Source organism: Amycolatopsis sp. NPDC114484 (assembly GCF_055633755.1).
Map to the genome: position 1 here is coordinate 473,315 of NZ_JBVKDQ010000002.1, position 13,562 is coordinate 486,876.

The following is a 13,562-nucleotide window of genomic DNA, read 5'->3' on the forward strand; positions in this document are numbered from 1 at the left end:
ACCCCAACCACGCCGAAACCAACCCGCAAAAAAAGAAGGCGGGATTGTGGGGGGGGGTGGGGGGCCAGTTGGAACCACCCCTACCGTCAAACCCCCTCCCCCCCCCCACGCCGACTTAAAGGCGATCCCGCACGCGACGGCGAAGCCGGCGCCATCAAACACAGTTCGCGCCAAACCGCCCAACCCAACAACCCCTACAGCGACCCGATCAACCTCTCCACCCGCTCATCCACAGACCGGAACGGGTCCTTGCACAACACGGTCCGCTGCGCCTGGTCGTTCAGCTTCAAATGCACCCAGTCCACCGTGAAGTCCCGCCCAGCAGCCTGCGCCGCCGCGATAAAGTCGCCGCGCAACTTGGCCCGGGTGGTCTGCGGCGGAGTATCCTTCGCGGCCTCGATCTCCCCGTCGTCGGTCACCCGCCGCACGAGCCCCTTCCGCTGCAGCAGGTCGAAAATCCCGCGCCCGCGGCGAATGTCGTGGTACGCCAGATCCAGCTGCGCCACCCGCGGACTGGACAGGTCCAGGTCGTGCTTGGCCCGGTACCGCTCGACCAGCCGATGCTTGATCGCCCAGTCGATCTCGGTGTCGATCTTGCTGAAGTCCTGCTCCTCGACCGCCTCCAGCGCGCGCCCCCACAGCTCCACGACCCGCTCGTTGGCAGGCGTGGACCCGTTCTCCTTCAGATGCTGCACAGCCCGGGCGTGGTACTCCCGCTGAATGTCCAGCGCGGAAGCCTCCCGACCGCCAGCCAACCGGACCTGCCGACGCCCCGTCAGGTCGTGGCTGATCTCCCGGATCGCGCGGATCGGGTTGTCCAGCGTGAAGTCGCGGAACTGGACCCCGGCCTCGATCATCTCGAGCACCAGGTGCGCCGACCCGACCTTCAGCATCGTGGTGGGCTCGGCCATGTTGGAGTCGCCGACGATGACGTGCAGGCGCCGGTAGCGTTCGGCGTCGGCGTGGGGTTCGTCGCGGGTGTTGATGATCGGCCGGGACCGGGTGGTGGCGCTGGAGACGCCTTCCCAGATGTGCTCGGCTCGCTGGGAGAGGCAGTACACCGCGCCGCGCGGGGTCTGCAGGACCTTGCCCGCCCCGCAGATGAGCTGGCGGGTGACGAGGAAGGGCAGCAGCACGTCGGCGATCCGGGAGAACTCGCCGGCCCGGGTGACCAGGTAGTTCTCGTGGCAGCCGTAGGAGTTGCCCGCCGAGTCGGTGTTGTTCTTGAACAGGAAGATGTCGCCGCCGATGCCCTCGTCGGCGAGCCTGCGCTCGGCGTCCACGAGGAGGTCCTCGAGGATCCGCTCGCCGGCTTTGTCGTGCGTGACGAGCTGGGTCAGGTCGTCGCACTCGGCCGTCGCGTACTCCGGGTGCGAGCCCACGTCGAGGTAGAGCCTGGAGCCGTTGGACAGGAACACGTTGGACGAGCGCCCCCACGAGACGACCCGCCGGAAGAGATAGCGCGCGACCTCGTCGGGCGAGAGCCTGCGCTGGCCGTGAAAGGTGCACGTGACCCCGAACTCGGTCTCGATGCCAAAGATCCGCCGCTGCATCCCACCAGAGTAGGCGCTGGACCCCCGCCGAAGGTGCGCCGTTCGGGCGGCGACACGCGGTCGGTACGTTGCAAGTGGTGACAATGCGGCGGAAACCGGTCGCCGGGGCCGGAGACGGGCCCGGCCCGGCCAGCGGAGGTGGACAAGAGTGTTCCAGCAGGTCGGCCGGGCATTCCGGCAGGTCGGACGGCGGGATCGGGCGCTGATGCGGCGCAGTGCGGCACTGCCGCGCACGCGCGCCGACGACGTGATCACCGCGTTGTCCCGGAGTGCGGACAAATCGCGGCTCTGGTGGGGCGTGGCGGCCGTGCTCGCGGTCCGGAAGGGCCCGGCCCGGCGGGGCGCGCTGCGCGGGATCGCCGCCATCGCGGGGGCGAGCGCCGCGGCGAACCTGGTCGCGAAGCCGTCGTTCCCGCGCCGCCGTCCGGCCGAGGAAGAGGTTCCCGCGCACCGTCAGCTGCGCAAACGGCCGACGTCGTCGTCGTTCCCGTCCGGGCATTCGGCTTCGGCCGCCGCGTTCGCGACCGCGGTGGCGATGGAGTCGCCGCGCGCCGGGCTGGCGCTCTTCCCGCTCGCCGGGGCGGTCGCGTACTCGCGGGTCCACACCGGGGTGCACTGGCCGAGCGACGTCGCGGCGGGGCTGGCGATCGGGACCGGGGTCGCGGTGCTGACCCGGCATTGGTGGCCGCTGCACCCGGACGCGCGCGCCCGCACCGCCCATTCGGCGCAAGCGCCCGAGATGCGCGACGGCGAGGACATGCTCGCGCTGGTGAACCCGCATTCGGGCGTCAACGGCCAGGACCCGACCGAAGACGTGCGCTACGCCTGGCCGAAGGCGTCGCTGGTCTATCCGGACCCGTCGCGGGATCTGCGCGAGCAGCTCGCCGACGAGATCGAAGCGCACGGCTCGGTCCGCGCGCTCGGGGTGGCGGGCGGGGACGGCACGGTCGCGGCGGTGGCGTCGGTCGCGGCCGAACGCGGGCTGCCGCTCGCGCTGATCCCGGCCGGGACGCTCAACCACTTCGCCCGCGACGTCGGGGTCCGTTCGATGCCGGACGCGGACGAGGCGACCGAGGGCGGGCACGCGGTCGGCATCGACCTGGCGGAGGTCGAGATCGACGGCTCCGGCGAGCCCGCGCACCGCTGGTTCGTCAACACCGCCAGCCTCGGCGGGTACCCGGAAATGGTGCGGCTGCGGGAAAAACTGCAGTCCCGGTTCCCGAAGTGGCCGTCCGCGGCGATCGCGCTCGTGCGCGTCATGCGGCACGCGAAACCGCTGCGGGTGCAGCTGAACGGGAAGCCGACGCAGGTGTGGCTGATCTTCGTCGGCAACGGGACGTACGCGCCGAAGGGGTTCGCGCCGTCGCGGCGCCCGGCGCTCGACACCGGCCTGCTCGACGTCCGGTACGTGCGGGCGGACGTGCGCTGGTCGCGGCTGCGGTTCGTGCTCGCGAGCCTCACCAACAGCCTGCACGCGAGCCACGTCTACCGGCAGCGGGACCTGCCGGAGCTGCACGTCCGGCTGCTCGACGGGAACCGCCGGGTCGCCACCGACGGCGAGGTGGGGCCGCTCGGGCGGGAGTTCCGGTTCCGGTCGCGGCCGAGCGCGCTGACCGTCTACCGCAACCCGGACAGCGATTCCTGACCGGGAGGCGGGACCGCGGCGAACCGGGCGGTGGCTCCTGGCCGCGCGCTGCCCTAAGGTCCCTCCGGGAGCGTTCGGCCGGGCATCGAGTTCTTCACCACTGTGTACCCCGCATTCCCGGCTCTGACCTGCGCGCTTACCGTCCGCTCGCCGTCCGCGCAACAATCCTTGATCGTTTCTTTACCTTCTCTCAACGAATCCACAGCGAACCGTCCCTAGCGTGATCTTCGAGGTGCGGACAGTCGTGTCCGCACCAGTTCACGGCAGGGGTCTCTTCAGTGCGCTTTTCCACCCGCGGTCCGAGCTGCCCGTTCGCGGCGGGCCGCGGATGACGCGGCTGCTCCCGCAGGCTGTCGACCCGGTCCTGCCCCCGTCGGTCACCTCCCAGGCGAGGGACCTCGGGCCGCTCGAATCCCCCTTGCTGTGGCTCACGTTCGCCGGCGCCGCCGCCGCGGTCCTCGCCGTCACCATCGCACTCGCGCATCGCCGCCGCGCGCGCCGCTGGGGCACCAGCGGCGCGATCGCGCTGTTCCTGATCGCCGCGGTCACCGCGGTGAACAGCTACGTCGGCTACGTCCGAACGCCCAGCGACCTCGGCAGGCTGCTGCAGCGCGGCACCGGCGCGATGAACGTCGCGGGCACCCTGCTGCGCAGCACGAGCGACGATCCGGCCGAGGACTCGGACCCCAGCACCGCGGACAGCTCCACCGGCGGCAACAGCGGCAGCTCCCCCGCGGCCGGCCGTCCCGCGGCCCCGGCCAGCTCGAACGGCAGCACCGAGGTGCTGAACGTGCCCGACCCGGCGCACGGCGTCGCGAACGGCGAGAACTACGTGGTCCTCCCGTCCGGCTACCACGACCCGGCGAACGCGGCCAAGCGCTACCCGGTCGTCTACCTCATCCACGGCTACCCCTACGGCGGGCCGCGCGACTGGCTCACCTCCGGCTCCGCGCCGCAGACGCTGAAGAGCCTCGAGGACGCGCATGTCATCCAGCCGATGATCATCGTGAGCGTCGACCTCACCGCCAACCGGCCGAGCACCGACTGGGAATGCCTGAACGTCCCGGGCGGGCCGCAGCTGGAGACGTATCTCGCCAGCAGCATCGTGCCGTCGGTCGACCAGCACTACCGCACGTTCGCCGACCGCGGCCACCGCGCGCTCGGCGGCATGTCCGGCGGCGGCTTCGGCGCGCTGAACATCGGGCTGCACCACCTCGACGAGTTCGGCACGCTGCTGATCTCGCTGCCGTACGACGACCTGAACGATTCGGTCGGCGTCCTCGGCGGCAACCAGTCCGCGATCGCGGCGAACACCCCGCGCCGCTACATCCCGACGATGCCGTTCCCGCAGAAGCTCGCCGTGATGCTCACCGTCGGCACCGGCGCGCCGACCGACGTCGCGACCGCGCACCGCATCGCCGGGTCGCTGCAACGGCGCGGCCAGGAGGTCGTGGTGCACGCCGAACGCGGGTTCAACCACACCTGGCACACCGCCCGCGCGACGCTTCCGTACATGCTCGCCTTCGCCGATCAGAACTTCCGCAGCGCTCCTGCCGCCTCCTGAACGGATCGCCCGGAAAAATATCTTCCGGGCCCTGTCCATCCGGGCGGGCGCCGTTCGTGGTGAGGTCAGTGCGGCACCACGGCCGCACTGACCGACGAAGGAGCCCGAACATGAAGTACCTGCTGCTGATCCACGCTTCCGCGGCCACTGAGCAGGGCGGGGCCGCCGGCTGCGAACCGGCCGACTGGATGGCCTACGACCAGGAAGTCCGCGACGCCGGGGTGTTCGTCAGCGGGGAATCGCTCGCCGACCTCGTGACCGCGACGAAGGTGCGGGTCGGGGCGGACGGCGAGCGTTCGATCACCACCGACGGCCCGTTCGCCGAGACCCGCGAGCTGCTCGGCGGGTTCTACGTGCTGGACGTGCCGGACCTCGACGCGGCGCTCGACTGGGCGGCCCGCTGCCCCGGTTCCCGCGACGGTTCGGTCGTGGTCCGCCCGATCGCCGATTTCGATGCCTGACGCGCGAGCGTCCGTGGCGGCCGTGTTCCGCGAGGAGCACGGCCGCCTGCTCGGCGCGCTCGTCCGCCGTTTCGGCGATCTCGACCTCGCCGAGGAGGTGGCCGCCGAAGCGGTGGAGGCCGCGCTGGTGCGCTGGCCGATCGACGGCGTCCCGCCCAAACCCGGCGCGTGGCTGATGACGACCGCTCGCCGCAAGGCGGTCGACCGGCTCCGCCGGGACCAGGCGTACGCGGCGAAACTCGCGGTCCTGCAAGCGGAATCCGACCGCAGCGACCCTCCCCCGCTGCCCGGGGCCGACGGCGACCTGCCCGACGACCGGCTCCAGCTGTTCTTCACCTGCGCGCATCCCGCGCTGGCCGCCGAGGACCGGCTCGCGCTCACGCTGCGCTGTCTGGCCGGGCTCACGACGCCGGAGGTCGCGCGGGCGTTCCTCGTGCCGACCGCGACGATGGCGAAGCGGATCGTGCGGGCCAAGAACCGGATCCGCGACCACCGCATCCCGTTCCGCGTCCCCTCCGGCGACGAGCTGCGCGAGCGGCTGCCCGGCGTGCTGCAGGTGCTGTACTCGCTGTTCACCGAGGGCTACGCGGCCAGTTCCGGTCCGGACATCCAGCGTCCGGACCTGGCCGAGGAGGCCATCCGGCTGGCGCGGATCCTGCACCGCCTCCTGCCCGCCGAACGCGAAATCACCGGGCTGCTGGCCCTTCTGCTGCTCGTCCACGCCCGCCGCGCCGCCCGCACCGGACCGGACGGCGAGTTCGTCCTGCTGGAAGACCAGGACCGCACGTCCTGGGACGCGGCGCTGATCGACGAGGGCTGCGCGCTCGTGCCCGTCGCGCTCACCGGCGGACCGCCCGGACCGTACGGAGTGCAGTCGGCGATCGCCACGCTCCACGCCGAAGCACCGGACGTCGCCCGCACCGACTGGCCGCAGATCGTTGCGCTGTACGACATCCTGCTGACGCTCACGCCGACGCCGGTCGTCGCGCTCAACCGCGCGGCCGCGGTGGCGATGCGCGACGGACCCGAGGCCGGGCTGAAACTCCTGGACGGCTTGGCCGACGAGCCGCGGCTGCGGGGCTACCACCCGTATGCCGCCGCTCGCGGAGACCTGCTGCACCGCCTCGGCCGCGACGACGAAGCGGCAGCGGCCTACCAGGAAGCGCTGGCGAGCGCGGGAACCGAACCGGAACGCGCCCACCTGCGTCAGCGGCTGGACGCTCTCTGACTCGGCGCCCACCGGCTGAGCACCGGCTCGACAAGCCTCGTCAACGGCCCGGACAGCGTTTGCCCGTGCCGCCGGAACAACTCGTCGCGCGAATCGAACCGACCCAGATCGACCAGCACAGTCGCCGACAGGTCGCACGCTCCGCCGACGTCGCAGGTGAACCCGTCCCAGTCGATCGCGGTCCGGGACACCGCGTCGAACAGCGTTTCCCCGCTGTCGTTGGAGAATCCCGGATTCGCCGCCAGCTCGGTCAACGGCCCGAACAACTCCCCGACCGGAACCCAGGCGCCGGCGATCCGGAACTCCGGCCACGCCACCACGACCCGCGACGGCACCAGGAACTTCAACCGGGGAAACCGCGGATACCAGAACCGGCCGTCCACGAGCAGACCCCGCACCCGCGTCGCGATCCCTTGCGCCCGCGCGACTCCCTCCAGAATCGCCAGCCGCTGACTGCACGAACCCCGCCCGCGCCGCAGCGTCCGCGAGATCGGCCGCCGCTCCTGCACCGAGTACACCGGCCGCACCGACCCGGCGATCAACCGGTGCGCGGCCCGCAACCCGGCAAGCCGGTCCTCGGACGCCGTCTCCCGCACCAAGGACCGCACGAGCGGATCGCGCCAGTCGAGAATCGCCGTCGGAACCACGCCGCCCTCAGCGGAACTGTCCCCGGCGGCGCGACGACGCCACCACGGGGTCACCAGCGCACACGTCACCCCGCCAGTATCCCGAAAAACGACTGTGGGCCGCCGGAACTGTCCGGCGGCCCACAGTCGGTCACGTCATTCCTTCTCGGCCGAACCCTCGCCGTTGTCCGAACCCTTGTCCGAGTCGCCCTCGCCGGAATCGTCCGGCTTCTCGGCAGGCTCCTCCTTCGCCGGCAGCAACGCCTCCAGCGCCGCCCCCGACAACCGCCGGAACGCCCGCCGCGGCTTCGCCCGGTCCAGCACCGCGACCTCGAGCTTGATCTCCGCCTCGGCCGCCGACCCGTTCCCGTTCGACGACGCCGCGGTCGCCCGCAACCCCTCGATCGCCGTCGCCAGCGCCGTGCGCAGATCGTGCTCCGGATCCACGACGTCCTTCAGCTTCGTGCTGATCGGCTCCGTCGTTCCCCCCATCACCACGAACGGCGACTCGTCGAAAATCGACCCGTCGAACGTCAACCGGTACAACTGGTCCTCCGCCGCGGTCGCCCCGACCTCGGCCACGCACACCTCGACCTCGAACGGCTTCAGCTGCTCGGTGAAAATGCTGCCCAGCGTCGCCGCGTAAGCGTTCGCCAGCGCCCGCGCGCTCACGTCGCGGCGGTCGTACTGGTAGCCCTTCAGATCCGCGTGCCGGATCCCAGCCACCCGCAGGTTCTCGAACTCCGAATACCGGCCCACCGCGGCGAACCCGATCCGGTCGTAGATCTCGGAAACCTTGTGCAGCGTCGCCGACGGGTTCTCCGCCACGAACAGCACGCCGCCCGCGTACTTCAGCACCACCACGCTCCGGCCCCGCGCGATCCCCTTGCGCGCCAGCTCGGAACGCTCCCGCATCAGCTGCTCGGGAGAGGCATACAACGGCATCGTCACGGTGTCGGCTCCACGTTCTCCGAAAACTCGGCAGTCATTGATTCAGCGGACATCGGCGGCCTCAGACCGGCCGGTGGTGATTGCGCTCCGCGCGCCCGGCCACCACCGCCTCGGCCACCGCGCCCGTCCGCTCCGCGGGCAGCAGCACCGCGCCGTCCTCCGCGGTGACGGTGATGACGTTCGGGAAAATCCGCCGCACCAGATCCGGCCCGCCGCTCGCGGTGTCGTCGTCCGCCGCGTCGTACAACGCCTCCAGCGCCGTCCGCACCGCCGCGTCGGCGTCCGCGTCCGGGTCGTACAGCTTCTTCAGCGACGACTTCGCGAACAGCGAACCCGAACCGACGCTCGCGTACCCGGCGTGCTCCTCGTACCGCCCGCCCGCCGCGTCGTACGACACGATCCGGCCCGCGTGCTTCGCGTCCTCGGCCTCCAGGTCGTACCCGACGAACAACGGCACGACCGCGAGGCCCGCCATCGCCATCTCCAGGTTCGCCTTCACCATCCCGGCCAGCTTGTTCGTCTTGCCGTCCAGGGAAAGCGAAACGCCCTCGATCTTCTCGTAATGCGCCAGCTCCACCGCGTACAGCCGGACCATCTCCACGGCCAGCCCCGCGGTCCCCGCGATGCCCACCGCCGAGTACTCGTCCGTGACGTGCACCTTCTCGATGTCCCGGCTCGCGATCAGATTCCCCGACGTCGCCCGCCGGTCCCCGGCGATCAGCACCCCGCCGGCGAACGCGACCGCGACGATCGTCGTGCCGTGCGGCACGTCCAGCTCACCCGCGGGCACCCGCCGCGCGGGCAGCAGCTCCGGCGCGGTCGCGCGCACGAAATCCGCGAACGACGACGTCGTCGGCGAAAAGTAGGCCGACGGCAGTCCGGGTCCGGAAAAACCCGCCCCAGAGGAGGTGTTGTCCATACGTGCTCTCGGTTCCCATCTATCCCGTGCCCGGCAACGCCACCGGCAAACCTGCCCCCGGCGCCGCCGCGCGAAACCTCCGGCCCAGCGCGCCCGCCGCACCGCCCCGCATCCGGGACGGCCGCGACGGGCAGACGGCTACTCGCCGCCCTTCTGCACGTAAGCGCGGACGAAGTCCTCGGCGTTCTCCTCCAGCACGTCGTCGATCTCGTCGAGGATCGTGTCCACGTCCTCGCCGAGCTTCTCCCGCCGCTCCTGGCCCGCCCCGCCGGCGTCGTCGAACTCCTCGTCGGAATCGCCGCCGCCGTGCTTCTCGATCTTCTCCTGCGCCATCTCGCCTCCCGGTCTGGCCGATGTTCCCTAGCCTACCCAGCGGTACCGACGAAAAGGGCCTTCCAGCGGCCCGAAACGCCGGGATCGCGCTAGTCCGAACCGGTGATCGCCTCCACCAGCTCCTCCGCCGTCGCCGCCGCGTCCAGCAGCTTCCCGACGTGCGCCTTCGTCCCCCGCAACGGCTCCAGCGTCGGGATCCGCACCAGCGACTCCCGGCCCACGTCGAAAATCACCGAATCCCACGACGCCGCCGCGATCGACGACGCGTACTTCTCCAGCGCCCGGCCCCGGAAGTAGGCGCGCGTGTCCGACGGCGGGGTCGTGATCGCCGCCTGCACCTCCTCCTCGGTGACCAGCCGCTTCATCGACCCCCGCGTGACCAGCCGGTTGTACAGGCCCTTGGCCAGCCGGACATCCGAATACTGCAGGTCCACCAGCCGCAGCCGCGGCGCGCCCCACGCCAGCTGGTCCCGCTCCCGGTACCCCTCCAGCAGCCGCAGCTTCGCCGGCCAGTCCAGCCGGTCCGCGCACTCCTGCGGATCCCGCGCCAGCGCGTCCAGGATCTCGCCCCACACCCGCAGCACTTCCTTCGACGCCTCGTCCGCGCCCGTGCGCTCGAGATTCGCCGACGCCAGCTCGTGATAGGCGAACTGCAGGTCCAGCCCGGTGAACTTCTTCCCGTTCGCCAGCTCGACCTTCGTCTTCAGCGTCGGGTCGTGGCTGATCTTGTGCACCGCCCGCACCGGCTCGTCCAGCTTCAGGTCGTCGAACCGCACCCCGGCCTCGATCAGGTCCAGCACCAGCGCCGTCGTCCCGACCTTCAGATACGTCGAGTACTCCGACAGGTTCGCGTCCCCGATGATCACGTGCAGCCGCCGGTACTTGTCCGCGTCCGCGTGCGGCTCGTCGCGCGTGTTGATGATCCCGCGCTTGAGCGTGGTCTCCAGCCCGACCTCGACCTCGATGTAGTCCGAGCGCTGCGAAAGCTGGAAACCCGCCTCCTCGCTCTGCTGCCCGATCCCCACCCGGCCCGAACCGCACATCACCTGCCGCGACGCGAAGAACGGCGTCAGCCCGCCGATCACCGCGGTGAACGGCGTCGACCGCTGCATGAGGTAGTTCTCGTGCGTGCCGTAGCTCGCGCCCTTGCCGTCCACGTTGTTCTTGTACAGCTGCAACGGCGGCTGCCCCGGCACGGTGGCCGCCTTCAGCGCGGCCTCCTCCATCACCCGCTCGCCCGCTTTGTCCCAGATGACGGCGTCCCGCGCGTTCGTGACCTCCGGCGCCGAGTACTCCGGATGCGCGTGGTCCACGTACAACCGCGCACCGTTGGTGAGGATGACGTTCGCCGCGCCCAGGTCCTCGACGTCCGGGTCGTGCCCCGGACCGCCCGGCCCGGTCAGATCGAACCCGCGCGCGTCGCGCAACGGCGACTCCACCTCGTAGTCCCAGCGCGCCCGGCGCGCCCTCGGGATGTCCGCAGCCGCGGCGTAGGCCAGCACCACCTGAGTCGAGGTGAGCACCGGGTTCGCCGTGGCGTCCCCGGGCACGGCGATGCCGTACTCGACTTCGGTTCCCATGATCCGACGCATGCCCACCACCCTACGGGTTCGACGCGTGCGACGATGCCCCCATGCCAGGCAGTGACGAACTCGTTGCCCTCTATGACGACGCGGGCCGCGCGGTAGGCGAAGCACTCCGCTCCCGGGTACGGGCAGAAGGACTCTGGCACGCCGCCGGAGTCGTCTTGGTCCGATCGGGCGACGGCCGCGAGGTCTACGTGCACCTCCGCACCGCGGACAAGGACACGTTCCCCTCCACCTGGGACTGCTGGGCAGGCGGAGTAGTGGCCGCAGGCGAAACCCCGGAAGACTGCGCCCGCCGAGAACTAGCCGAAGAACTGGGCGTCCACGGAGTGGAACTGCAACCCCTGTTCACCAAAATCTACGACCGCGGCACGATCCACTGCCACAACTTCGCCTACGAAGTCCGCTGGGACGGCCCCATCCACCCACAGCCAGAAGAAATCGTAGAAGGCCACTGGATTTCCCTGGACGAACTCCGCACCTGGGTCTTCGCCCCCACCCCCACACGCCCCTTCATCCCAGACGGCCGCGCAGGCATCCAAGAGTGGTTCCAGCGCTGTGTTTGATGGCGCCGGCTCCGCCGTCGCGTGCGGGATCGCCTTTAAGTCGGCGTTCCCGCGTTGTGGTCCGGTTTAAAGAAGCTGGGGGGGCTAGGGCTGAGCAGTTAGCTTCGCTGCGATCTTGGGCAGCAATCGCTTCGCGGCATCCTGCGCCCGCGCCGGAGTGCTCGCCGCGACGCTCAACGCCGACACGACATTCCCCTTAGCCACCAGCACCGCACACGTCGAGCCTTCGCACCACGCCCGCTGCACTGTGATCCCCGGCTGCGGCGGCACCGACACCTCGACACCCGCGCAATGCGCACCCGAGACAACATCCTCGCCCGACCGGTCCGCGTACACCGTGACCTCGTGCGTCAACGCCGAACCACTCGGATACACCCAGCTCACCGACTTGCGCTCACCCGCGGCCAACCCGCTCAGACACCCCGAAACGCGGCCCGATCCCGGAGCCACGCCCTCCTCGGCAACGTCCGGATCGGACAGCAGCGCCGCCTCCGCGCGCCGCGGATCCGGTGCCGCCGCGGAAGAAACGACCGGCGGCGCGGCCGGACGCGACACCGGCGGAGCCACCGGAGCGCTCGTGTCCGGAGCCGGATCGTCGTAGTAGGTCTCGAGATTGTTGGGCCGGTTGCCGCATCCGGCGAGCCCGGCGAGCGCGCCCAGCCCGACCAGCACTGCGACTGCTGGCACCTGCCGACGACGCACGTTGCCCCTCCGCGCTCAGTGTTGCCCGTCCGCCCCGGGCCAATGCTGGGCCCGAGGGTAATGCAGCCGCTCAGCTCCACCCGAGGTGGGATCGATGCGCCCAGTACTCCCGCGCGTCCTGCGCGAGTTGTCCCAGCACAGCGCGGTCTTCGTCGCTCAGCCGCACCCGCGTCGCGGCGAGGTTCGCGGCCAGCTGCGCCGGGCTCGACGGACCCAGCACCGCCACCGGAGCCCACTCCTGCCCGAGCACCGCCGCCACCGCGACCGCGTCCGGGCCGACGCCGTGCGCCTCCGCGATCCGCCGCAGCGGCTCCGGAGCCTCCGCGACGAGCCGTCCGTTCGCGAGGGTTTCCTTGACCAGCACCCGCTTCCCGGCCGCACGCGCCTCCGCCAGCGCTGGGCCGGCCGACGGCTCGAACACGTTCCAGGTCGACTGGACCGACGAGAACACCGGCTGTCCGCCCGATTCCAGCTCGAACGCCCGGCGCACGACGTCCGCCTGCGCCGGGCCGGAGGTGGAGAAGCCGACCTCGACGCCATCGCCGGAAAGCCCGGCCAGAGCGTCGATCAGGGCCTGATCAGTCAAAAGTGGACTGTCCACAGTGAGCGAATGAACCTGGTACAGATCCACGTGCCCGGCCAGGAGGTCCCGCGTCTGCGCCCACTGTTCGCGGAACCGCGGCAGCGTGTGTTCCTTGACTTCGTGGACGTCCGCGTCAAGCCGCCAGTCGCCGACGTAGCGGTAGCCCCACTTGCTGGACACGGTGACGTCCTGGTGACCGCGTTCGACCAGCCAGCTGCCGAGAAATTCCTCCGAACGGCCGTAAGACCGCGCGACATCGACCCACCGGATTCCCGCCGCGTAAGCGGCGTCGAGCACCTCGTGGGTCGCGGCCCGCATCGACGGGACGTCCCGCACTTCGGGCAAGTCCCGCCCCAGATTGATATATGCCGGACGGCCGAGCGCGGCCAGCCCCACCGCGATGCGGTCCATCGGGATCCTCTTGTCTTCAGCGGTATTCGGAAATGGTCGCGCGAGTTTAGGCGAGGGGACGCGGAGCGTTTTCCCATCGCCTAATGTATAGGTCGTTATACACTTTGTTTGTGCCGGAGGATGGCGAGCCATTGGCCGGAGTTTTGGGCTTGGCGGTGGAGTTTTTCGAGTCGGGCGGCGGGTGCGCGGACGTAGCCTTTGCCGAAGACCGGGGCGATTTGGCGGAGGCTGGCTCCTTCCTCGCGGGCGGCGAGGAGCGCCCAGTCGGAGGCGTCGGCGCAGGCCGCGGACGCGCGGCGCAGCTCCCCCAGGAGGTCGATCAGGTCGTTCGCGTTCAGCTCCCCCGCTTGGACGGCGGCGGCGGTCGTCTCGAGCCAGGCCAGGACGTCGGCCTCGGTGACGGGCGGACGCGGGCGGGCGTTGTCTGTGCTCAC

The 13,562-nt window shown here is 70.7% G+C and carries 14 protein-coding genes; 5 read left to right on the plus strand and 9 right to left on the minus strand.

The window, feature by feature from the left end:
• Positions 1-194: 194 nt before the first annotated feature.
• Positions 195-1,553 carry a Pup--protein ligase gene (gene pafA / locus ACZ7SW_RS08190; RefSeq protein WP_037806466.1) on the minus strand — a complete coding sequence of 453 codons (1,359 nt, stop codon included), beginning with the start codon at positions 1,551-1,553 and terminating at the stop codon, positions 195-197.
• A gap of 205 nt (positions 1,554-1,758) precedes the next feature.
• On the opposite strand from pafA, the gene ACZ7SW_RS08195 reads away from it, so the two are divergent.
• From ACZ7SW_RS08195 to ACZ7SW_RS08210, 4 genes are all read left to right on the plus strand, one after another.
• Positions 1,759-3,198 carry a phosphatase PAP2 family protein gene (locus tag ACZ7SW_RS08195; protein ID WP_470229927.1) on the plus strand — a complete coding sequence of 480 codons (1,440 nt, stop codon included), beginning with the start codon at positions 1,759-1,761 and terminating at the stop codon, positions 3,196-3,198.
• Between the two features lie 328 nt (positions 3,199-3,526).
• A complete protein-coding gene (locus ACZ7SW_RS08200; RefSeq protein WP_470229685.1) occupies positions 3,527-4,762 on the plus strand; it encodes an alpha/beta hydrolase in 1,236 nt (411 codons plus the stop codon).
• 110 nt (positions 4,763-4,872) lie between these two features.
• Positions 4,873-5,223 (plus strand): YciI family protein, encoded by a 351-nt coding sequence (locus ACZ7SW_RS08205; RefSeq protein ID WP_470229686.1) that lies wholly within the window; start codon positions 4,873-4,875, stop codon positions 5,221-5,223.
• Positions 5,216-6,451 carry an RNA polymerase sigma factor gene (locus ACZ7SW_RS08210; protein WP_470229687.1) on the plus strand — a complete coding sequence of 412 codons (1,236 nt, stop codon included), beginning with the start codon at positions 5,216-5,218 and terminating at the stop codon, positions 6,449-6,451. Before ACZ7SW_RS08205 ends, ACZ7SW_RS08210 begins: the two co-directional genes overlap by 8 nt.
• On the opposite strand, the gene ACZ7SW_RS08215 is transcribed toward ACZ7SW_RS08210, so the two are convergent.
• The 5 genes from ACZ7SW_RS08215 to dop all read right to left on the minus strand — a co-directional run bounded on the left by ACZ7SW_RS08215 (position 6,430) and on the right by dop (position 10,872).
• Complete coding sequence (locus ACZ7SW_RS08215) at positions 6,430-7,167, minus strand: transglutaminase domain-containing protein (RefSeq protein ID WP_470229688.1); 738 nt, start codon at positions 7,165-7,167, stop codon at positions 6,430-6,432. The two genes, ACZ7SW_RS08210 and ACZ7SW_RS08215, sit on opposite strands and share 22 nt — an antisense overlap.
• A gap of 66 nt (positions 7,168-7,233) precedes the next feature.
• Positions 7,234-8,028: a proteasome subunit alpha gene (gene prcA / locus ACZ7SW_RS08220; RefSeq protein ID WP_470229689.1), complete on the minus strand. Its 795-nt coding sequence runs from the start codon at positions 8,026-8,028 to the stop codon at positions 7,234-7,236.
• Positions 8,029-8,089: 61 nt separating this feature from the next.
• Positions 8,090-8,947, minus strand: a complete 858-nt coding sequence (gene prcB, locus ACZ7SW_RS08225) for a proteasome subunit beta (protein WP_470229690.1) — start codon at positions 8,945-8,947, stop codon at positions 8,090-8,092.
• Positions 8,948-9,085: 138 nt separating this feature from the next.
• Positions 9,086-9,280, minus strand: coding sequence for a ubiquitin-like protein Pup (locus ACZ7SW_RS08230; protein WP_037806475.1), 195 nt, complete (start codon positions 9,278-9,280; stop codon positions 9,086-9,088).
• An 89-nt stretch (positions 9,281-9,369) separates the two neighbouring features.
• Positions 9,370-10,872: a depupylase/deamidase Dop gene (gene dop, locus ACZ7SW_RS08235; protein WP_470229691.1), complete on the minus strand. Its 1,503-nt coding sequence runs from the start codon at positions 10,870-10,872 to the stop codon at positions 9,370-9,372.
• A gap of 41 nt (positions 10,873-10,913) precedes the next feature.
• On the opposite strand from dop, the gene ACZ7SW_RS08240 reads away from it, so the two are divergent.
• The gene (locus tag ACZ7SW_RS08240) at positions 10,914-11,432 is read left to right on the plus strand and encodes an NUDIX hydrolase (RefSeq protein ID WP_470229692.1); all 519 of its coding nucleotides are present in this window, start codon (positions 10,914-10,916) and stop codon (positions 11,430-11,432) included.
• Positions 11,433-11,516: 84 nt separating this feature from the next.
• Here the strand turns inward: ACZ7SW_RS08240 and ACZ7SW_RS08245 are convergent, their stop codons facing one another.
• The 3 genes from ACZ7SW_RS08245 to ACZ7SW_RS08255 form a co-directional block, all read right to left on the minus strand.
• A complete protein-coding gene (locus ACZ7SW_RS08245) occupies positions 11,517-12,134 on the minus strand; it encodes a hypothetical protein (RefSeq protein ID WP_470229693.1) in 618 nt (205 codons plus the stop codon).
• 70 nt (positions 12,135-12,204) lie between these two features.
• Positions 12,205-13,128 (minus strand): aldo/keto reductase, encoded by a 924-nt coding sequence (locus ACZ7SW_RS08250; RefSeq protein ID WP_470229694.1) that lies wholly within the window; start codon positions 13,126-13,128, stop codon positions 12,205-12,207.
• Between the two features lie 95 nt (positions 13,129-13,223).
• Entirely contained in the window at positions 13,224-13,562 is a 339-nt protein-coding gene (locus ACZ7SW_RS08255; protein WP_470229695.1) for a hypothetical protein, read from the minus strand.